Raw genomic sequence first — 21,767 nt, 5'->3', positions numbered from 1 at the left:
GGACAGAACCTCCTTGGACGCTGAATTCACTTGCGCCTGTGTAACACAAGGCAACCGACGAACGATAGGCTGCGAAGCATTCAGCCCAGCAACCGCTCGATCTGCGCCAATTCCCAGGTACTGAGCAGACTCACCGGATCGGTGCCGAAGCGTTGCCCATTGTCGAACGCATACTCGCGGCCATCCGGGCTTCGCCCCTGTAAACAGTGGCGCAGGTGTTTGCCGTCGACCTCGAGTATCAGGCGCCAGCCATCGATGTCGACCTGTACATGAGTCGATTCCGGCGATTGATCGACACGCTCGAAAGCGCGAATGCCTTGGGCGGCATCACGCAGTTGCTGATAAACCTCGCGGGCGGTGAGGGGGGGCACGGGTGTCTCCGGCTTGAATTCGGGGAGGCACAGGATAGACCAGTCGCCCAAGAAAAAGCCCGGCTGATAAGGCCGGGCTTTTTCGTTGAGTCCTGCGTTAGAGCACAGCATTCAGGCGGTGCGGTTTTCGATCAGGCGATCCGAACCACCTTCGGCGACGCGGTTTTGCATGAGTTTGTCGGAGCCGTCAGCGGCGACGCGGTTTTCGATCAGCTTGTCGGAGCCGTCAGCAGCGACGCGGTTTTCGATCAGTTTGTCGGAGCCATCAGCCGCCACACGATGCTCGATCAAGCGATCCGAACCACCCTCAGCCACACGGCTTTCAATCAGACGATCCGAGCCGCCTTCAGCGACAACCGGGTGAGCAGAGTTAGCGGCGAAAGCGTTGACTGCAAAAACCGAGAATGCGATACCGAGAAGGGTTTGGCGTTTCATGAGGGTGTGCTCCGGGGTGCTTATGGGTGGGTATGGAGCCGATGTTACGCCGCGGATTTTTTATGAGAACTTCATTGAGATGATGGTGACTATCGATGCCAGCGATGGATCGAAATCTCTGGGCGTAAGCACCCCTCGCCACAGCACTTTCGCAAGAGTTCAAGCCTCGCTGATCTGACTGACACTGGTGATCTGCCCGTTCCACACCATTTCGTAATGCGCGGTTTGCACAATCGATGTCACCGGTCGCGGCGTCATCAGCGCCCAGCAATCACTGCCCGGCAAACGCACCGAGCGATAGCGCAAACCGGGGCAAGCGGCCTTCCTGACCTCCCGGCCGAGGCGCCGGGAAACGCTGTAATCATCCGGCGCATACACCGGGTCCGTCATCGGCAGTGCCGTAGCGTCATTCATCCCGGCATCGACAAAGGCACAAGACAATCCCCGGAACACAAAGCGCTCGTAGTTCAGGCTCGGCACCTTCGACCAGTACAGGCTCTGGTGATGCCGCACCTCGGCCAGCGCCGCTTCCATCGAGTCCGCCAGGTACAACACCCCGAAACTGCCATCACTGAACCGCGAGCCCGCCGGGTTCACGTGGGTAAACGGCGCCGTCGCATAGGAGCAACCCGTGATCCCGAACGGAATCTCGCGCCGTGGAATCAACTCCAGTTGACCCACTTCATTCTTCAAGCGCGGATTGGTCAGCGCCTGAATCTCGAACAACACCTCGAATTCATCCGCATCCGCCACGTCATCGAACAGGGCAATGGGGGGAAACTTCGAATTGACCAGCCGATAAGCCTGCAACGCCTGCCCGGCAAACGTCGGCAACTTACCCACGGTCACCATTGCGCGCCCCGCAGCATGTCGATGCGGCGGAAGGTTTCATACAACGAAACCATGTCGCCCTGCGCCATGATCTCCAGCGGACTGCGGCCATTGAAAAACTCATTGTCATTGGCCATCGACGCAAAGCCGTAGACGTTGTCCGGGTTATCGAACACCAGGCGCAACGTCCCGTGAATGTTCAGCACAAAACTGATGCGCTGCATCTGATCCGCATCCAGCGCCACCGCCCACTCGGGATCATGCTGTCGTGCGCGGGTGTAAGTGCTGCGCGAGATGCGCAGGATGCGGCAGGCTTGATCGCCGCTGGCTTTCCACTTTTCCAGAATGCCGACGGCAGCGCGCAGGCCGGTGACGCATTGGTTTTTGGTGAAAGATTGGGGTTGCAGAGGAACGGCCATAATCAATATCTACTTTGATTCCGTAGATTCAAAGATAGTTAATCTGAATCTGTAGATCAAATTGGTTCGACCGACGGAAAATTCCCATCGAGTCTCACCAGCGAGACGTTCGCCGTTTTTCTTTACCCCGCAGCCTGCGCCCGCAACCGCCGACCAATCACATCCATCAAATCACAGCCATCGCGCAACGCAATCACCAGAAGCCTGGAAAAGTCCTCCAGCACCACCGTGTCGCATCCGAGTTCGGATCGATAGGCGATGTTTTCCAGCACCTGCGTGACTGTACGAATGCGGTAATCCGCCATGGCTTGCAGGACGTCGAGGGGGGCTTGGGTGTCGATGAGCAGGGAGGCCGGAACCAGGTCGATTCCGGTGAGGGGCATGTATCGATTCATTTTGAAGATCTCTGTTTGATTGGCTCAAGGCCGTCACGCAGTCGTCGCCAAACGATTGGGTGGCAGCTGTGCGCAGGTTGGCGAACCGGCAACAGAGAAAACCGGCAGACCCGAAAGTCTCCCGCGCACAGCCGCCATAACAGCGGCTTTGCGGGTGCGATGATACCTGCAATAAAGCGGATAGCCTTCGCATTCTCTGAAGTCAGGTCGCCAAACCCGAATCGCCATTTGGGCGACGGCGCCGACTATAAGCCGCACGGGATCAGCGCGGGAAGGTGAGGGATTCTGAGCTTCGTGTAGGACTTGCACTGATAAAACTTCAGACCTTTCACATATCGTCACTGGAAATATAACCACAGACCTGAGATGGTCTTCGCCCCTTGGATTCAGCCACCCACGCTATCCTTAATCATCGCTCCCGCCGTCAAGATGGATCTTTCCCCCCATGCAAAACCCGAACCCCCAACGCCCCCTCTGGAAAACCTACCTGTTTTTCCTCGCCCCGATGGTGTTGTCGAACTTCCTGCAATCGATGTCCGGCACGGTCAACAGCATCTACATCGGCCAGATGCTCGGCACGCAAGCGTTGGCGGCGGTGTCCGGCATGTTCCCCATCGTGTTTTTCTTCATCGCCCTGGTGATCGGCCTCGGCGCGGGTGCGGGGGTGTTGATCGGGCAAGCGTGGGGGGCGCGGGAGACGCATCTGGTGAAGGCGATTGCCGGGGCGACATTGTTGCTGGGGGTGCTGATCGGGTTGGTGGCGGCGGTGGTCGGGAGTGTGTTTGCGCGGTCGGCTTTAGTGGGGTTGGGCACGCCGGCGGACGTGCTGGACGATGCGGTGGCGTACGCCCATGTGATGTTGTGGATCATGCCGTCGCTGTTGGTGTTTGTACTGTTCACGCAGTTGCTGCGCGGGGTCAGCGATACGTTGTCGCCGCTGTTGGCGCTGGTGGTGTCGACCATTGTCGGGCTGGCGCTGACACCGGCGCTGATCCGTGGCTGGTTGGGTTTTCCTCCGATGGGGATTCAGAGCGCAGCGTTTGCCGGGCTGGCGGGGAATCTGGTGGCGATGGCGTTGTTGGCGTGGCGCTTGCTCCGCAAAGGGCATCCGCTGGCACCGGACCGTGAGTTCTTTGCCGCAATGCGCCTGGACATGACGATCCTCGGCAAGGTGCTGCGCATCGGCTTGCCCACCGGGTTGCAGATGGTGGTGTTGTCGTTGTCGGAACTGGTGATTCTGGCGCTGGTGAACCAGCATGGGTCCCAGGCGACAGCGGCGTATGGCGCGGTGACGCAGATCGTCAATTACGTGCAATTCCCGGCGCTGTCGATTGCGATCACCGCGTCGATCCTCGGGGCGCAGGCGATTGGGGCCGGGCGCATCGAGCGCATTGGGCCGATCCTGAAGACCGGGCTGATGATCAATGTGTGTTTGACCGGTGGTCTGGTGGTGTTGGGTTACTTGTTGTCGAGCTGGTTGCTGGCGTCATTCCTCACTGAGGAGGCGACGCTCAACATGGCTGAGCATCTGCTGCACATCATGCTCTGGAGCCTGTTGGTGTTTGGCTTCCAGGCGATCATCGGCGGCATCATGCGCGCCAGCGGCACGGTGATGGTGCCGGTGGCGATTTCCATTGTCTGCGTGGTCGGTGTGCAGTTGCCGGCGGCTTATTTGCTGGATGCGAAGTTCGGGCTGCAAGGGGTGTGGATGGCATTTCCGGTGGCGTATCTGGGGATGCTGGCGTTGCAGACGCTGTACTACAAACTGGTGTGGCAGCATCAGAAGATTGAGCGTTTGGTGTAGGCAGGGTGGCTCCCTCAGGTGGCTTTGATGTTCGCGGGGCTTGATGGCAACCATTGTCGAACCGACAATCCATTGGTGGGGGAGTCACCGACAGGCGTGATCGCCTGGGGAGGTTTTCCATGAGCCCCTTGTCCCATTCCATCCTGCAAGACCGGCCAGCGGCCGGGCGGCGTTTGATTGAGCCGCTGCAGCCTTACGCGCATCGCTCTGACGTCATCGTTCTGGCCTTGCCCCGTGGCGGTGTGCCGGTGGCCTATGAAGTGTCCACGGCGCTGGGCCTGCGCCTTGACCTGATGCTGGTGCGCAAGCTCGGCGTGCCGTCGCGTCCGGAGTACGCCATGGGCGCGATTGCCAGTGGCGGCATTCAGATCCGCAACGAAGAAGCATTGCGCAGTTACCCGATGGCCCCGGCCGCGTTCGAGGCCGTGGTCGAAAGGGAAACCCGCGAGTTGCTGCGCCGGGAACAGGTTTATCGGGGAAACCGGGCACCGGTGCAGCTCAAGGACCAGGTGGTGATCCTGATCGACGACGGTCTGGCGACCGGCGCGTCGATGAAGGCAGCGATCCATGCGCTGCGCTCGCAGGCACCCTCGCGCATCGTGGTGGCCGTGCCCGTGGCGCCGATCGAGACGGCAGAGGCGCTGCGCCGTGAGGTGGATGAGCTGATCTGCCCGTTGATGCCCGAATGGTTTACCTCGATTGGCCATTGGTACATGGACTTTACCCAGACCAGCGATGCCGAGGTGATCGCGTTGTTGCAGCGGGCGTGGCAACGGGAGGCAGACAGGACAGATTGAGGTGGATTGAAGGGTGGTCGTCAATCGGCGCTCGAAGTGGAATAAACGTCGATTGTTTGCTTAAGTCCTTTTGATGCCGATCGGTGTACAGCGCTGCAACTCATGACGGGAGCCCGCCCGGAGAGTCCGATGAACCCTCGAATACTGCGTTTCGTCGCGTTGGCCGGCGTTGCCACGCTTGGCGTTGTGCCGCGTGCCGACGCCGTCGAATACACCGCCGTGAACAACACGGCCAGCACCATCAGTTTCACCTATCAGCAGATGGGTTCGAAGGTTTATGGCACCTTCGGCAAGTTCGAAGGGCAAATCGAATTTGATACGCAAAACCCCGCCGTCGCCCATGCCGCGCTGACGATTGACCTGGCGAGCATTGATATCGACAGCAGCGACGCCAAGACCGAACTGCAAAAACCGGCGTGGTTCGACACACAAAACTTTCCCAAGGCCGTTTTCGAGTCGACGGCCATTCAGGACCTCGGGAACGACCGCTACACCTTCACTGGCAACCTCACCCTCAGAGGTCAGACGCGGCAGGTGATTGTGCCGGTGGTGCTCAAATCAGAGAACGCCATTGGCATTTTCGATGGCGAACTGATCCTCAAGCGCGACGATTTCAAGATGGGCGAGGGGGAGTGGGCGGACAGCATGGTGTCCAACGACATCAACATTCGTTTTCGCATGGTGGCGCCGCAGCGGTGAAGCGATCCCCCCGTCATTTGCGCGCCGCTGCTTTTTTTGGTTTGGCCGCCGGTGCCTTCGCCCCGACCGGCGTCTGTCCCGCCGAACCATTGATGTTCGCCAGGCTTTTGTGCACTTGTTCAACAATGCGCCGTTGCGTCGGTCGGTCGTTGTCGAACCCGCCGTGGCTTGCGTTGATTGACGCATTCGACGGTGTGGTGATGTAGGTGAAGTTGGGCAGGTTGAACACCGGCGAAGCGTGGATGTATTTGTCCATGCCCAGAATCGGCGTGCGCACGCCGGTCTCGAACGACTCGGACACCAGGTACAGCAACGACCGCAGGTAAGGGCGGCAGGTCGGGTCCTGGTTTTCCGCCATGTCGGTCAGGGAAAATTGCAGGCAGTTGTCCACGGTTTTGCTGATCAGGTGCGGCATAACCAAACGCTCGAAGGTGTCGACGCGCACGGCGGGTGCCATCAGGTTCAGGGAGGCAAATCGCAGCCCGGCGCTCGCCAGGCGATCAATGATGAAACTGTGGACGATGGAACCTGCCGAGTGGCCGATCAGGTGCAGGCGAAACTTGCCGATCTTGCCGGAGGTAAGGAACGCCTTTTGCAAAATTTGCAAACCGCTGCGCGGGTTGCCGCTCAAGGCATCGGCGTTTTGCTTCATCTCGCCCCATAACAGTGTGCCGGGCGTGGCGAGAGCACGTTCCAGGCGTTTGTCATAAAACTGTTTGACCGCATCGCCCAGTTCCGAAAAGACCCCGCCGGTACTGCGCGGTACTTGCCGGTAGGCATCGACGATCAGGTTGAGAATGGTCTGCATGGCGCCGGTTTCCCACATCAGGAAGATCGGGAAAATTTTCGCTTCGTAGAGCAGCGGCACCCATTGTTTGGCGGCGGCGGCCGCGGTTTTTTCGTCATTGAGCCCACCATGGGCATAGAGCGCGATGTCGATCGCCTGGTTGGCCGCCAGCCCCCAGCGTTTGCGGGCTTCGCCGAGGTGAAAGTCGACCAGGTCCTCGACGTCTTCGGGGCGCGTGCGAAAATCACCGGTCTGGCTCAGTTCGCCGTTGTTGCCCAGGTCGATGATGAACGGGTTGATTTCACGGTTGGCCAGCACATCCGAGGTGGCGACCACCACGTTGCCCGCCGGGGTTTCGCGTAGCGTCGAGGCTTGGGAAATCGCCATGTGTTCGGCGGTGACCACGCCCAGTTGTGGCACCCAGCAGTCCATGGCGTTGAGCTGCCAGTCGGAGTACGTGAGGATCGCGTAGCCGGCGCTGCCCCAACCGCTGCCCCACGAGTTATGAATCAGAAAGCCGTCCTGGTTGTAGCCGACGATCACGAAGGCATGTCCGCCGTCGTCGAGTTCGGCTTTCTGGCAGGGGATGCGCCAATAGTCGTCCCACGTGGCAGGCGGTGCGGCGAGTTGCGCAGCCTCGCTGGCGGCGATGGTCCAGCCTGAGTGGCAAGCGGCGCTGGCGTACAACACGCCGAGGTCATTGAGGGCGACGTGCATGTCGCTGATCGACAACGGGTCGACCCGATAATACGCACCGAGCGGGCGTTGCACCGAGTCGATCCACCAATCGGTGTCGGGTCGGTTGGTGGCGGCGGGCATGTCAAGGTTCGGCCACAGATAGGAGGCGCAGGCACCTTGCTTGTACCAGCCTTTAAGTGCGCCGCGCAGGGTCGAGCCGCTGTCGGACAGCTTGGGGTCGGGGTTCGGTGCTTCGGGAATTTCGTCGTAGCGCCGCGCCATGCTGTAGAGCATGAACGGCGAAATGCCCGGCTTGTCTTCGCGCTGGCCTTTGCTCAGCAGAAATTCGATGACCGTCGACAAGGCGAAACCGGTGCAGGCATTGGTCTGCATTTGGTTCTTGATACTCATCCAGTGCGCCGGCAACAGCGACTTGGCCGGTTGCAGGCCGACAGGTGGCTGGTAGAGGCGGTCACGCAGATCCAGTTGATCGGGGCAGACCGGGCGACGCCGGGCAAGGTGTTCGGCGCTGGCTTTTGCGCGGCTGGTGCGCTGTTTGGATTTGGGTTGGGGTTTTGGGGTGCTGGCGCGGGCGGGTGCAGCCTTGCGAGGTGAGGTGGCCATCGTGGCTCCTTGGAAACTCGGCAGTCGCGGGTTCAGTGATGGCCATTGCTGGCGCGCAGGCACCTGCAATGGCGCGTCACAAAACGGTAGATGATGTGCACGAGGTTTCAAGGCTTGCCGACAGACACCCGGTCCACATTGCATGGACCGGGTGTTCATCAAGGCCGTTTTAGTGCGCCGCTATCGGTGCCGTGACGGTCTTGCCGAGCGACGAGGTGACGGTCGCGGTCGGGTTCGGCGACGGGCCGGCGCCGGTGGTCGTGACCGACACCCGCCAGCGAGCGCCGGTGCCGATTGGCGTGAGGGTCGCCGTGCCAAGGTTGAGTAACCCGGCAGTGGTCGAGACTTTCACCGTGATGGTGTTGCCTGTGCCGCGCGAGGTGGTGCCCGTCAGATCCCAGGTGTAGCGACTGTTACTGCGGGAGGTGACCGCGGCGCTACTGATCACCAGGTCTTCGTTGACCGTCGGCGCAGCGGTGACCGACACCGAGACCGTCGCCGGATCCGAGAGCGCATCCTTGGTGTCGCTGGCCTGATAGGTGAAGGACGCGGTGAACGCTGCGGCGATCGTGGCCGGCGGTGTGTAGACCACTCGCACGCCATCGGTGCTGACCATGCCCTGGCCGGAGTCCGGTTGCGCCAGGCCCACGACTTTGAGCGGTACGTTGCCGTCCGGATCACTGTCGTTGGCCAGGACGTTGATGGTCACCGGTTGGCCGTTGCTGCTGGTGGCACTGTCGTTGAGGGCGATGGGTTTTTTGTTGGTCACGTCATCGTCGTCATTGCCAGGGCCTTCGCCACTGCGGAAGGTTGGCAGGGCAGCGGAGTTGACGTAGGTGACACCGTCCCAGCCAGGCAGGGGCGTTGGCATCAACTGGAACTGACCCGGGTTCTCGATATCCCAACGCAGTAGCATCGAGTTGTCTTCGTGCTGGGTATTGTGGCAGTGCTCCATGTAGGTCCCGGCGAATTCGCGGAAGTGAATCGCCATCTCCACATCCACCGAACTGTCGATGCCTTCGCCGATGCGATAGACGTCTTTGCGCGCGCCTTTTTCCCATTCCGGCGGCGCCTTGCCGTCGCGGCTGAGGATGATCCCTTCTTCAAAGTGCACATGCACCGGGTGGTTCCAGCCGTTGCCACCGTTCACGATTTTCCATACTTCCAGCGTGCCGTCGCCGCTGTAGCCGCCATCGGTCGGGCCGTTGGCCAGTTGCGGCGCCGCGTCGATCCGGCGAGGGTCCATGGAGTATCCGAAACCACCGTCCGTCTTGATGGTCCACGGAGCTTCGTCGGTCCCGTCGGAGCGGCCGAAGATGAACTCGCGATGGCGGGCCTGTTTCAGCTTGGCTTGCACCACCGGATCGTCACGATTGAGGGTCAGCGGGATCATGGTTTTGCCGGCCGCTTTACCCGGTTTGGCAGGTTCATAGTCGGCGGGGTTCATGCTGACATCCGTGCCGGAATAAGGCTGGACGATCATCTGCATGAATTTGCCCACCACAGGGTCGCCTTTGTCCCATTCAGGGCCTTTGCTGCCCTGTTTGATCACCGCTTTGTACTGTTCGGACAACACGTCGGCCAGGCTCAGTGGATCGTCCTCCGGACCCTTGCCGGTCTGGTGTTCCATCAAGTTGACGAAGTACAGCTTGTCGCCGACCTTGATCCCGTTTTTCGCGAAGTTGACGATGATATCGAACCGCTCGGCGATGCCCTGGGTAGGCAGGATCGCGTTGTGGTCCTGTTTATCGCCGTCGCCATCCAGGTCCATGCTGCCGTCGAAGGGCACGGCGTGTTCCATGAGGTTGCCGTCGTTGCCGACCATGTGGAAGGGCACGCGGGCATAGGACACGCCGGAACCTGCCGGCCCTGGGAACTCGCCACCGGTACCGGCAATTTCACGCACCAGCGCAATCCTGAAGTAGCGTGACACCGAGCCGTTGAGGATACGGAAACGATAGCTGCGCGCCCGCACTTTCAAGCGCGGCTGGTACTGCCAGTTGACCAGGATCTGATCGCCAAGAAAGCCGTCGGTGTTGAACGGGTTGAACCACAGTTGACCATTGGCGTCCCAGGCCTTGTCGGCCACCAGCAGGTTGACGTCGTAGTCGCGGTTACCCCAAGGCAACGCCGAACCGCTGGGCAGGCGCAGGTTGACGCCGTCTTCGATCGCTTCGTTACCGCGATCCAGGGCGCTGTAGTAGTTCATCATCACCGCGTTGCCCTTGTATACGTTTTGTGCGGTGAAATCGAGCATGTGGTCGTGGAACCAGTGGGTGCTCATGGTTTCGCGCCAGTCGCCGCGGATCTTGATGGTGCCGTTGTCGCAGGTTTTCAGGCCCGGGCTGGCGTCATTGACGAACAGGGTTTCACCCGGGGCGCAGGGGAACGCCGCGCGCGGGTCATGGGCGTCGGTGTTGATGGTGTCATAGCCGGCCAGTTGCATCGGCCAGCGATAGTCGTAGTACTGCCCCGGAAAGAAATACGCGTTGGTGTAGCCGTCGCTTTCTGCCGGGTTGTGACCGTTGTGTTCGTGAGTACTGATGGTGTGCAGGCCGAACCCCATGTTGGCCGCAGGGTCGATCGGCAGGGCGTTGTAGTGACGCATCAATACAGGCTGACCGTATCGCACCATCAGCAGTTTTGCCGGAAAGGTGCCGTCAAAGGTCCAGAGTGCCTTGTGGTTCTGGATCGGCATGCTGGGGTGAAAGCGCGTGTCGATGCCTTTGGTCGTGCCTGTTGTGGTTGGAATGTCCGAGGTCTGGTAGTAGAGACCGCCAGGCCCGAACTCACCGACGGCGTAGTTGTGCAGCTGCCTGCGGTCGCGCATGCCGCCATTGAGTTTGGCGCCCGCTTGCACGGTTTTAAACGCGACCTGAGGGTAGAACTCGTTCCAGCGCTGGTGCGACCAACCCTTTCCTGGCGGACGACCTTCGGCGGGCGAGCCGACCGGGTGGCGGTTGAGGAAGGCTTCGATCTGCGCTTTCCACGGGTTGCGGTCCAGCACGTTGGAGTACTGCGACGGAAACGGGTACAGCCCCGGCTGGCGCATGAAGGCTTCCAGTGCCGAACTCGACGGGCCGCTGCGGGCGATGCTGTCCGGGTCTTGCACCGGCGCCGGGCCGGCGGTGGGCACAGGGAACGTCAGCGGTGGCGCTGGCAGGGTAGGGTCGAGTTTTTCCGTGCCGAATTCTTCGAACAACAGCAATTGCTGGGTGTACGGCTGGGCCCCGAACAAGGGGCTGGGCTTGCCGTTAGTGGGGATTTTGAATGAGGTCTGCAGGGCCGGCGGCAGTACGTTTTCGGCTGTTGGCGTGGTGCGGGTGCCATAGACGCCATTGGGCAGGGCAATTGCACCCTGGTTGGCTTCCGGCATGGTTTTCAGGGCTTCCAGCGCGGCGGCGGCGGCCGCGGGATCCGCGGGCGGATTTGAGTAATACGAGGGGTCTGTCGGGGGCGGTTGGCTGACATCGTCCAGTGGTACAGCATGGGCGCTGCCAAGGTTGATATTGAGCAGTAGCGCGGCGGTGATGCTCGGCCTCCGGAGAAAGCCGAACGATGGGTACTCGGGTATGTTTTTCATGATGGTTCTCTCGGGGCTCGCCGGTGCAGGGCTGGCGCTAGCAATTCGATATCAGCAAAACCCGAGCCAAAACAAAAAGCCCATTTGTATCAATTTGTTGAGACGTCTAACCCGTTGTCAGGTGGGGAATTTTCCGCAGATACGGGGAAAAGAACGGCAGGCTTATACCCATTTCCCCCCCGTTTTTCCCGGGCTTGCCAAAACCCCTCGGTCTCGACGAAAATGAGAGTCATTATCAAATAACGTTTTGTGTCGGGTCTTTCCATGTCCTCCGCTGATCTCTCCCTGCAACACGCCGTGCATACGCTTTACGAGGACCATCACAGTTGGCTCTGCGGCTGGCTGCGCAAACGTCTTGGCTGTGTCGAGCATGCGGCGGACCTGGCCCAGGACACCTTCATCCGCGTGCTGACCCAGCGTAAAACCCTCGAACTGCGCGAACCGCGGGCCTACCTGAGCACCATTGCCCGCAGCCTGATGATCGACATGTTTCGCCGCCGGGCGCTGGAGCAGGCGTGGCTGGAAACCCTGGCGGCCATTCCCGAACCGGTTGCGGTGTCGCCGGAAACCCGTGAGCTGGTGATCGAAACCCTGATGGAAATCGACCGTCTGCTCGATGGCCTCGGTGAGCGTACCCGGGAGATTTTCCTTTTGGCGCAGCTCGATGGGTTGAGCTACGTCGAGATCGGCCGGCGCATGAACGTCTCGGTCACCACCGTGAAGAAGCACGCGGTGCGCGCCCTGACGCACTGCCTGTTGTTGATCGAGGACTGAGCCGTGGCGAGTTCAAAGTCGCTGGATTACGCCACGCTGGAAGCGGCGGCGCGCTGGTATGTCGACCTGCGCGACGACGTGCCGGATGAGGAGGTTCGTGAGGCGCATCGTCGCTGGCTGGAGCGTGATCCGCGGCATATGCAGGCCTGGGAACGCCTCGGGCGCTTGCAGGACAAGCTCGGCCAGGTTTGCCCCGGTGTCGCACGGCCAACCCTCGCCAGCGCCCGGGCCAAGCGCCGGGATGTGCTCAAGGTGTTGTCGCTTTTGCTGGTGGCGAGCGGGGCGGGCACGCTGGCCTGGAACACGACTCCACTGCCAACGTTGATGGCGGACCAGCGCACCGGCACCGGGGAACGCCGCCGCGTACGTCTGGACGACGGCACGAACTTGCAACTCAACACCGCCACGGCAGTGGACGTGCGCTACAGCGCCAGCCTGCGCGAGGTGCGTTTACTGGCAGGGGAAATTCAGATAGAAACGGCCCGCGACACTCACGCCCGGCCATTCATTGTTCACACCGCCGAAGGCAGTATCCGTGCGTTGGGCACCCGGTTCATCGTGCGCAGTGAAGCGGGGCGTACGCAGGTCAGTGTTCAGGAGCATGCGGTGGAGGTGCGCAGCGCCGAACTGCCGAATTGCGCCGTGCGGGTCGATGCCGGGCAGCAAGTGAGTTTGCGTGAAGACCGCATCGACTCTTTACTGCCTGCAAATCCACAGGCCGATGCCTGGACCCGCGACATGCTGGTCGCCAACGATTGGCGTCTGGCGGATTTCATTACCGAGTTGCAGCGCTACCGTCCCGGACACTTGGGCTGTGATCCGGCTGTGGGTGCGCTGCGAATTTCCGGGGCGTTTCATCTCGGCGACACCGACACGGTGCTGGACAACCTGACGTCCACTCTGCCTGTGCGTATCCGTCGTTTCAGCCGTTACTGGACCACGGTGGAAGCGGTTTGAGGACGGTTGCAAAAAAATCGCAGCAGGGGTTATTGATTTTGATTCTCGTTCGACTTGGTAGATAGAGGCGCAACAGACGCCGCCATTTGACTGCCAACGGGCGAAAGGAAACTGCATGACCCCTCGCAATCCCCAACACCGCATTGCTTCTTCCCAGCCATCCATCAAACCCTTGAACCGTGCGGTGCACGCGGCACTGCTGGGTATGGCGCTGGCCGCTCCATTGGCGATGACGATGGTGGCACAGCCGGCCTGGGCGCAAACCAGGGACGAGGCGCAATTCAATATTCCGGCCGGCCCGTTGGGTTCGGCGCTGACTGAATTTGCATCCATCGCTGGCGTAACCGTTTCGTTCGATCCGGCCTATGCCAACGGTCAGAAAACCGCGGGTTTGCAGGGTCGCTATACGACAGACGCGGGTCTGCGACAATTGCTGGCGGGGAGCAAACTGGAAGCGGTGCGCCACGACAACGGTAGCTACTCGCTGCTGCCGATCCAGGTCAGTGGTGCCGCGCTGCAGCTAGGCGCCACGAGCATTTCGGGTGTCGTCACCGAATCGGCCTACGGCCCGGTAGAGGGTTACGTCGCGACCCGCAGCGCCACCGCCACCAAGACCGACACACCGATCCTGGAAATCCCGCAGACCATCAACGTGGTCACCGCCGCCCAGGTGGAAACCCAGGGCGCACGCAACCTGACCCAGGCCCTGCGCTACACGCCGGGGCTGAACACCGGGGGCTTCACCGACCGCAACTCGATTGCCGATGAGATCACCAGCCGTGGTTTCGCACCGACGCCGTTGTATCTGGACGGCGCCTACATCCCCTACGCCGGCAGCCTCGGCGGCGCCCCGCAAATCGATCCCTACACCCTGGAGCGCATCGAAGTGCTCAAAGGCCCGTCGTCGGTGCTGTACGGGCAGAACCAGCCGGGCGGCCTGATCAACATGGTGTCCAAGCGTCCGACCACCGAGCAGCGCAGCCAGGTCAAGCTCGGGGCGGGCAGCTACAACCGGGTGAACGGCGCGTTCGACACCAGCGGTCCGCTCGACGAGCAAAAGGAGTTCAGTTACCGCCTGATCGGTGTCGCTGACAAGGGCAACGAACAGGTCGACCACAACAACAGCCAGCGCATGCTGCTGGCGCCGAGCCTGACCTGGGCAATCAACGATGCGACGGCCCTGACGCTGTTGGCGCAGGCGCAGCGCGATGACGGCGTGCCTGACTATCAGTCGCTGCCAGGAATCGGTTCGCTCGACCGTGCCCCCAACGGCGAGAAGATCAACCGCCACTTTTTCTCTGGCGATACCAATTTCAACGACTACAAGCGTGACCAGTATGTTTTCGGCTATGACTTCACCCACGATTTCAGCGAAGACCTGAAGTACCGCTCCAGTGCCCGCTACACCGACGTGCGCGACCGCTACAAAGGTTTCTACCTGCGCAGCTTCGTCACCGATGCCGATGGCGTGACCGATTACACCCGGGCCAGTCGTGCCAAGGTCGATTGGCATCAGCACAACATCGCCTACACCATCGATAACAACCTGGAATACACATTCAATACCGGTGCGCTGGAACACACCACGCTGGTGGGCGTGGACTACCGCCATTTCTCGCGCAAATACGATGGCTACAATGCCAACAACGTGTTGCCGGTCGACCTCTACGGCAAGAACAACTACGACACCAGCAGCGTGACGCCGACGCTGACCACCCAGTGGGACAATACCCTGCGCCAGACCGGCGTGTACGTGCAGGACCAGATCAAACTGGACCAGTGGATCCTGACCATTGGTGGACGTCAGGATTGGGCTGAAATCGACAACAAGGACTTGCTTGCGTCTACCCACGAAGCCAAGCGCGACAACAAATTCACCGGCCGTGTGGGCCTGACCTACGTCACCGAATTCGGCCTGGCGCCGTATGTCAGCTATTCCGAATCCTTCCTGCCGACCCTGGGCACGGCGGCGCCTCAACGCGGAGGCAGCGCCTTCGAACCGACCGAGGGCGAGCAATACGAAGTGGGTGTGAAGTATCAGCCGTTCGAGAAGACGCTGATCACCGCGTCGGTCTATCAGATCAAGCAGAAGAACGTGCTGACCGGTGATGACGACTATCCGGAGTACATGTCCCAGAGCGGTGAAATGCGCTCCCGTGGTGTCGAACTGGAAGTCAAATCGAGCCTGGATAATATCGACGTAATGGCCGCCGCCAGCTACATGGACTCGTTCTACACCAAGGACACCTGGGGCAACGAGGACAACCGTAACGAAGCCCAGTCGCCGGTGTCCGCGTCGATGTGGGTGGACTACCACTTCACCCAGGCCAACCTCAACGGCCTGACCTTCGGTGCCGGTGCGCGCTACACCGGGCGCAAGCCGGGTGATGCCGCCAATTCGTTCGACGTGCCGTCGTGGGTTGTCTACGACACCACCGTCAGCTACGACATGGGCAAACTGGACCCGAGCCTGCGCGGCTTGCAGACCCGACTGAATGTGCAGAACATCTTCGATCGTGAATACGTGTCGGACTGCAACTATTCGTTTGGCTGTTATTACGGGCAGGAGCGGGTGGCATCGGTTGAGATGACGTACGACTGGTAAGTCTTGTGATTATGCGGTGCGATCACTGACGCCATCGCCGGCAAGCCAGCTCCTACAGGGGATTGGGTCGTCCGCAAATACCAGACTCACCCCAAAACCTGTAGGAGCTGGCTTGCCAGCGAAGGGGCCGGCACATCCGGCCTCGTTGTCGCCTGACACACCGCCATCGCCGGCAAGCCAGCTCCTACAACCCTCGATCGATCAAATCATCTGCGGCAATTGATCCAGCATCTTGTCCAGGGTAATCGGGTAGTCCCGCACACGAATCCCCGTCGCGTTGTAGATCGCATTTGCAATTGCCGCGCTGACGCCGCATATGCCCAGTTCCCCGACGCCCTTGGCTTTCATCGGTGATGAAATCGGGTCGGTTTCGTCGAGGAAGATCACTTCCTGATGGGGGATATCGGCATGCACCGGCACCTCGTAACCCGCCAGGTCATGGTTGACGAAAAAGCCCAGGCGCTTGTCCACGGCCAGTTCTTCCATCAACGCCGCGCCGACGCCCATGGTCATTGCTCCGATCACCTGGCTGCGTGCCGAGGTCGGGTTGAGGATGCGCCCCGCGGCGCACACGGCCAGCATTCGGCGCACGCGGGTTTCGCCGGTGGCGCTGTCCACGGCGACTTCGACGAAGTGCGCGCCGAAGGTCGATTGCTGGTATTTCTTGCTCAGCCCGGCAAACTCGATGGTGTCCTCGGCCACCAGCTCACCCGCTTGAGCGGCATCACGCAGCGGCACACGTTTTTCGCCGGAGCGCACTTGACCGTCGACGAAAGTTGCCTCGTCTATCGTCATGCCCAGTCGTTGAGCAACCGCCTCGCGAAGCTTGACGCACGCGGCATACACTCCGGCCGTCGAGCAGTTGCCGCCGAACTGGCCACCGGACCCCGCCGAGACCGGAAAGCTCGAATCACCCAGGTGCACCACCACCTCTTCGAGGGTAACGCCGAGCATCTCCGCGGCGGTCTGGGCGATGATCGTGTAGCTGCCGGTGCCGATATCGGTCATGTCGGTTTCCACGGTCACGATGCCTTGATCGTTCAGCCGCACCCGTGCGCCGGATTTCATCAGCAGGTTATTGCGAAACGCCACGCCCATGCCCATGCCGATCAACCAGCGGCCTTCGCGTTGCGTGCCTGGTTGTGCGGAACGTTTGTTCCAGCCAAAACGCTCGGCGCCGGTGCGCAGGCATTCCACCAGGCGGCGCTGGGAGAAGGGACGTTGCGGGTTCACCGGATCGACCTGGGTGTCGTTGAGAATGCGCAATTCGATCGGGTCGAGTTTGAGCTTGTCGGCCATTTCATCCATGGCAATTTCCAGCGCCATCATCCCCGGCGTTTCACCCGGCGCACGCATGGCGTTGCCTTCGGGCAGGTCGAGGGTCGACAGGCGCATGGTGACCCGACGGTTTTCTCCCGCGTATAGCAATTTGCTCGGTTGCGCGGCCAGTTCGACTTTGCCGCCGGGCAAGTCGCCGGACCATCCCTCATGGGCGATGGCCGTGATTTTGCCATCAGCCGTCGCGCCGATGCGGATGCGTTGAATGGTGGCCGGGCGGTGCGTGGTGTTGTTGAACATCAAAGGCCGGGCGAGCATGACTTTCACCGGCCGTTTCGCCATCCGCGCACCGAGTGCCGCCAACAGGGCATCCGAGCGGATAAACAGCTTGCCGCCGAAACCACCGCCGATGTAAGGCGAGATCAAGTGCACGTTTTTCTTCGGCACGCCAAGGGTGGTCGCCAGGTCGGTAACCGACCAGTCAATCATTTGATTGGAGGTCCACAGGGTCAGCTTGTCACCGTCCCACGCCGCCATCGAGGCCATCGGCTCCATCATGGCGTGGGCCTGATCGGGCGTGGTGTAGGTCGCGTCCAGTTGCACCGGCGCGGCGGCAAAGGCGCCCTCGAAATCGCCGTGCAGGGTGTCGGCCATTTGCTCCTTGGCTTCCACGCCGCAATCGCGAACGCTGGCGAGGTCGAACACACCTTCGGCGCGTTCGTAACGGATGCCCAGCAGTTGCGCGGCGGCTTGCGCCTGTTCAAAGGTCTCGGCAACGACCAGGGCGACGGCCTGGTGGTAGTGCTGAATGTCCGGTCCTGCGAGCAGTTTCGCCGTGTTGTACTTGCCTTTGCCTAGCTTGCCAGCGTTGGCCGCCGTGACGATGGCGATCACCCCGGGCGCGGCGCGGGCCGCCTCAAGGTCCATCGAAACGACGCGGCCTTTGGCGATGCCCGACCCCACGACCACACCATAAGCCTGATTTGGCACGGCGCTGTGATGTTCGTAGGCGTAGGTCGCTTGCCCGGTGGTTTTCAGCGGTCCTTCGATGCGCGTGGTGGCCTTGCCGACGACCTTCAACTGGTCGATGGGGTTGGTGGTGGCCGGGGTTTCGAATTTCATGCGTGCTCCCTCGCCTGAGCCATCACTGAAGCGAGCGTGCGCTCGACCAGGGTCAGTTTGAAGGCGTTTTCATGGGTGGGTGTCGCGCCGGTAAGCAACTGATCGGTGAACGTTTTTGCGCCGCTGGGCAGGGCGGTTTCTGCTGATTCGACGCGCCAGGGCTTGGGCGCGATCCCACCGAAAGCCACTCGACCGCTGCCGTCTTTCTGAAGTATCGCGGCGACGGAAACCAGCGCGAAGGCGTAAGAAGACCGATCCCGGACCTTTTGGTAAATGTGCGTACCGCCGATCGGCGCTGGCAACGTAACCGCCGTGATGAATTCGTTTTCCGTCAGCGAGTTTTCGATATTCGGCGTGGTGCCCGGCAATCGATGCAGGTCCGCGATGGGAATGACGCGTGTGGTGCCGTCGGGTTTGACCGTTTCGACTTGAGCGTCGAGGGCGCGCATCGCCACGGCCATATCGCTGGGGTGCGTGGCGATGCAGGCCGAGCTGACGCCGATGATGCCAAGTTGCCGGTTGACCCCGTCGATGGCCGCGCAGCCGCTGCCGGGTTGGCGTTTGTTGCAGGCTTGATGGGTATCGTAGAAGTATGGACAGCGGGTGCGTTGCAGCAGGTTGCCGGCGGTGGTGGCGGCATTGCGCAATTGCCCGGAAGCCCCGGCGAGCAGGGCACGCGCGAGCAAGCCGTAGTCCTTGCGGATGCGCGGGTGGGCGGCGAGGTCGGTGTTGCGCACCAGGGCGCCGATGCGCACGCCGCCGTCCTGCGACGCTTCGATCCGGTCCAGCCCCACATCGTTGACGTCGATCAGGTAGGTCGGCGTCTCGATCTCCAGTTTCATCAGGTCCAGCAGGTTGGTGCCGCCGGCGATGAATCGCGATCCCTTGGCCTGTGCCGCCAGGGTCGCAGCCTCGGCCGGGGACTGGGCGCGCAAGTAGGTGAAAGGTCTCATGCGTTGGCCTCCGCGACTTCGCTGATCGCCTCGATGATGTTGGAGTACGCCCCGCAGCGGCAGATGTTGCCGCTCATGCGTTCCTGGATTTCACCGGCGATCAGTTGCGGCGGTTCGGTCAGGCTGGGGCTGGCGTGGCTGGGAATGCCATCGCGGATTTCCTTCAGCATGGCGACGGCGGAGCAAATCTGACCCGGTGTGCAGTATCCGCATTGATAGCCGTCGTGCTTGATGAACGCTGCCTGCATGGGATGCAGTTTTTGAGGCGTGCCAAGGCCTTCGATAGTGGTGATTTTCGAGCCTTGGTGCATCACCGCCAGGGTCAGGCAGGAATTGATCCGCCGGCCATTGGCAATCACCGTGCAGGCCCCGCACTGGCCGTGATCGCAGCCTTTCTTGGTGCCGGTCAGTTGCAGGTGTTCACGCAGAGCATCGAGCAGGGTGGTGCGGGTATCCAGGTCCAGGTCATGCTGTTCGTCGTTTACCCAGATTGTCACTTTGGCCTTGATCGGGCGCGCCGCGGCATTGGCGGCGGATGCCTGCGCCGAGATGAACGGCGGCAATGCCACGGTCGCGGCGGTCACCGCGCCCACGATCAGGAAGTAGCGGCGGGAAATCGTCATCAGGTCACGGTTTTCCATCGATTCGATTCCTGTGGAGTGTTTACGATTGCAGCGTTCGGTCGACGCTTTTGCGGTCCTCATCCATTGAGTGACCCACGGCGGCGGCGGAAAGTTTTCTTGAATTTCGTGTATGGCGTTATGCGTGTGGCTCATGAATGAGGAAATGCTTGCGGCACACGTTATGATAGGCCGCTCGCAAAGAACGCTTCCTCCGGAGTCAGCCCCCGCAATGCCGCCGATCAGCCACTTCAAAACCCCGTGCCCCGAGCACATCAACAGCCAGATTTTGCAGATGGTGGTCGATAACCTGACCGAGATCAGTGCGGTTGCGATCCCCCCGAGCAACCTGCTGCACAACGTGTACCAGTATGCGATCGGCTACGAAGTGCATCTGTATCTGGAGGCGTTGAGCGGGGCGAAAGGAATCGACGTGGAGTTGATCGTCGCCACCGATCCGGACGACCCTGACACCGTCATCGGTTTTCTGCTGTACCTGCCAGTCAAGGGCGATCCGGATGCCTGCGGCGTGGCCTACATGGCGGTTCGCGCCGAGCATCGGGGCCTGGGAGTGGCGCGACGGATGGTGCGCGAAATGGTCGGTCGTTATCCCCATGCCGAACTGTCCTGCGCAGTGGCGAAGGTGCCGTACTTCGAGTCGATGGGTTTCCAGGTGGTGGGCGTGCGATCGACCCAGGTGCTGATGAACACCCGCGATCACGGCAGCGACGGGCTTATGCCGTTGCTGGATGTGGCGCCGATCTACAGTTCGCTGGAAGTGCGGCAGATTCATACCTACCTGCTGCAAAAGCACGGCAAGCGGTCCATGGTCGATGCGGAGAAACAGCGGGATCGGCATTTGGATCAGCTGACGCGCAAGGCCACTGAGTTTGTGCGTGAGCGACTGGGCGAAAACTTCTGATCGCACTCGACCAGACACTGCAGAACTCTGTGGGAGCGGGCTTACCCGCGAAGGCGGCGTGTCAGTCAGCCTGAATGCTGGACGTGATGGCCGCTTCGCGGGCAAGCCCGCTCCCACAGGGGTATGTGTTGGTTTTCAGAAGGTTAAAAAAGAGCCTCAGAGCTCTTTGATGGGGAGGAAGTAGAGCCGTTGAGGCTCAAGATGCGCACGAAGCAAGCGGTGAGCTTATAGGGGTTCAGTGCACCCACCGCTTACGCAACAGCTTGTTGAGCAAACAAGCGGCTGCGTAACTCCATCCTAGAAAGACCGAGTGTTTCACTCAAGTACCACTAGTCGTATCCCCCGGCCACCCGGCGCGGCGCAGCGCCGTGAGCAACGTTTCGGTATCCAGCCCTGGCACCGCGTGGCCGTTGCCTTCGGCGCCGTCGGCGGCCAACAAGGCGTTGATGATCGCTTCTTCCACCGCTTCGGTGGCGGCCAGAAACAACTCGCTGATGTGCTCTTCATTGCCGCCGCCGGTGCGCGCCAGGCCGAGGCTGGCGCGTTGGGCCAGACGCGTGCACTGGTGCGACAGCAACGGCGCGTCGGTGGCCAGGCAAACCACAATCGAGCCCATGCCCGGATGCGGCAACGAAGCCTTGAGGAACGGCGAATCGACCGGGTCCATGAAACGCCCGACCGGGTAGCCATCGACGCGCAGTTCATGGCGGATGCCATGGTTGGCTTGAACGATGGCACCGACCGTCCATCCCCCTTGGGCTGCGTTCAAGCGTCGCGAAGCTGTACCGATGCCACCCTTGAACTCATGGCAGATCATGCCGCTTTCTGCCGGCGCGGGGTTCTATCACAGTGACGCCGGTGAGGATGTCGCGACCGTTGGCAGTGCGTCCTCGCACATTGCTGTGGCCAACGCGGACGCCGGGAACGTCGGTGATGGCGTTGAGTGGGCCGGGTTGCAGTTGGCCGAACTGGATATTCAGGTCGCGGGCACGTGGTTTCATGGGATATCTCATTTGAATGTTGGGCAGTAAAAGATCGCGGAGCCTGTGTAGGAGCTGCCGAAGGCTGCGATCTTTTGATTTTTTACCGTGGAAGAGCAGGATCAAAAGATCG

Annotated in this window: 17 protein-coding genes and 1 pseudogene; 7 read left to right on the top strand and 11 right to left on the bottom strand. The window is 61.1% G+C overall.

What is annotated here, in order from left to right:
- Nucleotides 1-80: 80 nt before the first annotated feature.
- The 5 genes from AD668_RS27910 to AD668_RS27890 all read right to left on the bottom strand — a co-directional run bounded on the left by AD668_RS27910 (nucleotide 81) and on the right by AD668_RS27890 (nucleotide 2,451).
- A complete protein-coding gene (locus AD668_RS27910) occupies nucleotides 81-371 on the bottom strand; it encodes a hypothetical protein (RefSeq protein ID WP_053164481.1) in 291 nt (96 codons plus the stop codon).
- Between the two features lie 111 nt (nucleotides 372-482).
- Nucleotides 483-806 carry a hypothetical protein gene (locus tag AD668_RS27905; protein ID WP_053164365.1) on the bottom strand — a complete coding sequence of 108 codons (324 nt, stop codon included), beginning with the start codon at nucleotides 804-806 and terminating at the stop codon, nucleotides 483-485.
- A gap of 159 nt (nucleotides 807-965) precedes the next feature.
- Entirely contained in the window at nucleotides 966-1,658 is a 693-nt protein-coding gene (locus tag AD668_RS27900) for an RES family NAD+ phosphorylase (protein ID WP_053164363.1), read from the bottom strand.
- Nucleotides 1,652-2,056, bottom strand: coding sequence for a hypothetical protein (locus tag AD668_RS27895; protein WP_053164361.1), 405 nt, complete (start codon nucleotides 2,054-2,056; stop codon nucleotides 1,652-1,654). The genes AD668_RS27900 and AD668_RS27895 overlap by 7 nt, the downstream gene beginning before the upstream one ends.
- A 122-nt stretch (nucleotides 2,057-2,178) precedes the next feature.
- Nucleotides 2,179-2,451 carry a hypothetical protein gene (locus AD668_RS27890; protein ID WP_053164359.1) on the bottom strand — a complete coding sequence of 91 codons (273 nt, stop codon included), beginning with the start codon at nucleotides 2,449-2,451 and terminating at the stop codon, nucleotides 2,179-2,181.
- A gap of 445 nt (nucleotides 2,452-2,896) precedes the next feature.
- Between AD668_RS27890 and AD668_RS27885 the strand changes: the two genes are divergently transcribed.
- From AD668_RS27885 to AD668_RS27875, 3 genes are all read left to right on the top strand, one after another.
- Nucleotides 2,897-4,255: an MATE family efflux transporter gene (locus tag AD668_RS27885; protein WP_053164357.1), complete on the top strand. Its 1,359-nt coding sequence runs from the start codon at nucleotides 2,897-2,899 to the stop codon at nucleotides 4,253-4,255.
- 119 nt (nucleotides 4,256-4,374) lie between these two features.
- Nucleotides 4,375-5,052 carry a phosphoribosyltransferase gene (locus tag AD668_RS27880; protein ID WP_053164355.1) on the top strand — a complete coding sequence of 226 codons (678 nt, stop codon included), beginning with the start codon at nucleotides 4,375-4,377 and terminating at the stop codon, nucleotides 5,050-5,052.
- A 129-nt stretch (nucleotides 5,053-5,181) separates the two neighbouring features.
- A complete protein-coding gene (locus tag AD668_RS27875) occupies nucleotides 5,182-5,751 on the top strand; it encodes a YceI family protein (protein WP_053164353.1) in 570 nt (189 codons plus the stop codon).
- A 13-nt stretch (nucleotides 5,752-5,764) separates the two neighbouring features.
- Here AD668_RS27875 and AD668_RS27870 read toward each other — a convergent pair whose 3' ends face one another.
- Both AD668_RS27870 and AD668_RS27865 read right to left on the bottom strand, forming a co-directional pair.
- Nucleotides 5,765-7,840 carry a C1 family peptidase gene (locus tag AD668_RS27870; protein WP_177330212.1) on the bottom strand — a complete coding sequence of 692 codons (2,076 nt, stop codon included), beginning with the start codon at nucleotides 7,838-7,840 and terminating at the stop codon, nucleotides 5,765-5,767.
- A gap of 169 nt (nucleotides 7,841-8,009) precedes the next feature.
- The gene (locus tag AD668_RS27865) at nucleotides 8,010-11,423 is read right to left on the bottom strand and encodes an Ig-like domain-containing protein (RefSeq protein WP_053164350.1); all 3,414 of its coding nucleotides are present in this window, start codon (nucleotides 11,421-11,423) and stop codon (nucleotides 8,010-8,012) included.
- A 264-nt stretch (nucleotides 11,424-11,687) separates the two neighbouring features.
- On the opposite strand from AD668_RS27865, the gene AD668_RS27860 reads away from it, so the two are divergent.
- The 3 genes from AD668_RS27860 to AD668_RS27850 all read left to right on the top strand — a co-directional run bounded on the left by AD668_RS27860 (nucleotide 11,688) and on the right by AD668_RS27850 (nucleotide 15,759).
- Entirely contained in the window at nucleotides 11,688-12,197 is a 510-nt protein-coding gene (locus tag AD668_RS27860) for a sigma-70 family RNA polymerase sigma factor (RefSeq protein WP_053164348.1), read from the top strand.
- 3 nt (nucleotides 12,198-12,200) lie between these two features.
- Complete coding sequence (locus tag AD668_RS27855; protein WP_053164346.1) at nucleotides 12,201-13,154, top strand: FecR domain-containing protein; 954 nt, start codon at nucleotides 12,201-12,203, stop codon at nucleotides 13,152-13,154.
- Nucleotides 13,155-13,269: 115 nt separating this feature from the next.
- Nucleotides 13,270-15,759, top strand: a complete 2,490-nt coding sequence (locus AD668_RS27850) for a TonB-dependent siderophore receptor (RefSeq protein WP_053164344.1) — start codon at nucleotides 13,270-13,272, stop codon at nucleotides 15,757-15,759.
- Between the two features lie 201 nt (nucleotides 15,760-15,960).
- Here the strand turns inward: AD668_RS27850 and paoC are convergent, their stop codons facing one another.
- The 3 genes from paoC to paoA are packed head-to-tail and all read right to left on the bottom strand — an operon-like array spanning nucleotide 15,961 to nucleotide 19,735.
- Nucleotides 15,961-18,159, bottom strand: a complete 2,199-nt coding sequence (gene paoC / locus AD668_RS27845) for an aldehyde oxidoreductase molybdenum-binding subunit PaoC (RefSeq protein WP_053164343.1) — start codon at nucleotides 18,157-18,159, stop codon at nucleotides 15,961-15,963.
- Nucleotides 18,156-19,112: a xanthine dehydrogenase family protein subunit M gene (locus tag AD668_RS27840; RefSeq protein WP_053164342.1), complete on the bottom strand. Its 957-nt coding sequence runs from the start codon at nucleotides 19,110-19,112 to the stop codon at nucleotides 18,156-18,158. The genes paoC and AD668_RS27840 overlap by 4 nt, the downstream gene beginning before the upstream one ends.
- A complete protein-coding gene (gene paoA / locus AD668_RS27835) occupies nucleotides 19,109-19,735 on the bottom strand; it encodes an aldehyde dehydrogenase iron-sulfur subunit PaoA (protein ID WP_371259851.1) in 627 nt (208 codons plus the stop codon). The genes AD668_RS27840 and paoA overlap by 4 nt, the downstream gene beginning before the upstream one ends.
- Nucleotides 19,736-19,964: 229 nt before the next feature.
- Between paoA and AD668_RS27830 the strand changes: the two genes are divergently transcribed.
- A complete protein-coding gene (locus tag AD668_RS27830; protein WP_053164338.1) occupies nucleotides 19,965-20,654 on the top strand; it encodes a GNAT family N-acetyltransferase in 690 nt (229 codons plus the stop codon).
- A 319-nt stretch (nucleotides 20,655-20,973) separates the two neighbouring features.
- On the opposite strand, the pseudogene AD668_RS27825 reads toward AD668_RS27830, so the two are convergent.
- Nucleotides 20,974-21,655, bottom strand: a pseudogene (locus AD668_RS27825) (P1 family peptidase).
- Nucleotides 21,656-21,767: the final 112 nt, after the last annotated feature.

The organism is Pseudomonas sp. P1.8 (assembly GCF_001269805.1).
Lineage (GTDB): Bacteria > Pseudomonadota > Gammaproteobacteria > Pseudomonadales > Pseudomonadaceae > Aquipseudomonas.
This window is presented reverse-complemented; position numbering and strand designations above follow the sequence as displayed.

Excerpts from the sequence above, each read along its gene's own strand:
- AD668_RS27900 (WP_053164363.1), bottom strand. The coding sequence starts at position 1,658 with ATGGTGACCGTGGGTAAGTTGCCGACGTTTGCCGGGCAGGCGTTGCAG.
- paoA (WP_371259851.1), bottom strand. The coding sequence starts at position 19,735 with ATGACGATTTCCCGCCGCTACTTCCTGATCGTGGGCGCGGTGACCGCC.
- AD668_RS27865 (WP_053164350.1), bottom strand. The coding sequence starts at position 11,423 with ATGAAAAACATACCCGAGTACCCATCGTTCGGCTTTCTCCGGAGGCCG.
- AD668_RS27870 (WP_177330212.1), bottom strand. The coding sequence starts at position 7,840 with ATGGCCACCTCACCTCGCAAGGCTGCACCCGCCCGCGCCAGCACCCCA.
- AD668_RS27905 (WP_053164365.1), bottom strand. The coding sequence starts at position 806 with ATGAAACGCCAAACCCTTCTCGGTATCGCATTCTCGGTTTTTGCAGTC.
- AD668_RS27850 (WP_053164344.1), top strand. The coding sequence starts at position 13,270 with ATGACCCCTCGCAATCCCCAACACCGCATTGCTTCTTCCCAGCCATCC.
- AD668_RS27890 (WP_053164359.1), bottom strand. The coding sequence starts at position 2,451 with ATGAATCGATACATGCCCCTCACCGGAATCGACCTGGTTCCGGCCTCC.
- AD668_RS27830 (WP_053164338.1), top strand. The coding sequence starts at position 19,965 with ATGCCGCCGATCAGCCACTTCAAAACCCCGTGCCCCGAGCACATCAAC.
- AD668_RS27840 (WP_053164342.1), bottom strand. The coding sequence starts at position 19,112 with ATGAGACCTTTCACCTACTTGCGCGCCCAGTCCCCGGCCGAGGCTGCG.
- AD668_RS27885 (WP_053164357.1), top strand. The coding sequence starts at position 2,897 with ATGCAAAACCCGAACCCCCAACGCCCCCTCTGGAAAACCTACCTGTTT.
- AD668_RS27875 (WP_053164353.1), top strand. The coding sequence starts at position 5,182 with ATGAACCCTCGAATACTGCGTTTCGTCGCGTTGGCCGGCGTTGCCACG.
- paoC (WP_053164343.1), bottom strand. The coding sequence starts at position 18,159 with ATGAAATTCGAAACCCCGGCCACCACCAACCCCATCGACCAGTTGAAG.
- AD668_RS27860 (WP_053164348.1), top strand. The coding sequence starts at position 11,688 with ATGTCCTCCGCTGATCTCTCCCTGCAACACGCCGTGCATACGCTTTAC.
- AD668_RS27895 (WP_053164361.1), bottom strand. The coding sequence starts at position 2,056 with ATGGCCGTTCCTCTGCAACCCCAATCTTTCACCAAAAACCAATGCGTC.
- AD668_RS27880 (WP_053164355.1), top strand. The coding sequence starts at position 4,375 with ATGAGCCCCTTGTCCCATTCCATCCTGCAAGACCGGCCAGCGGCCGGG.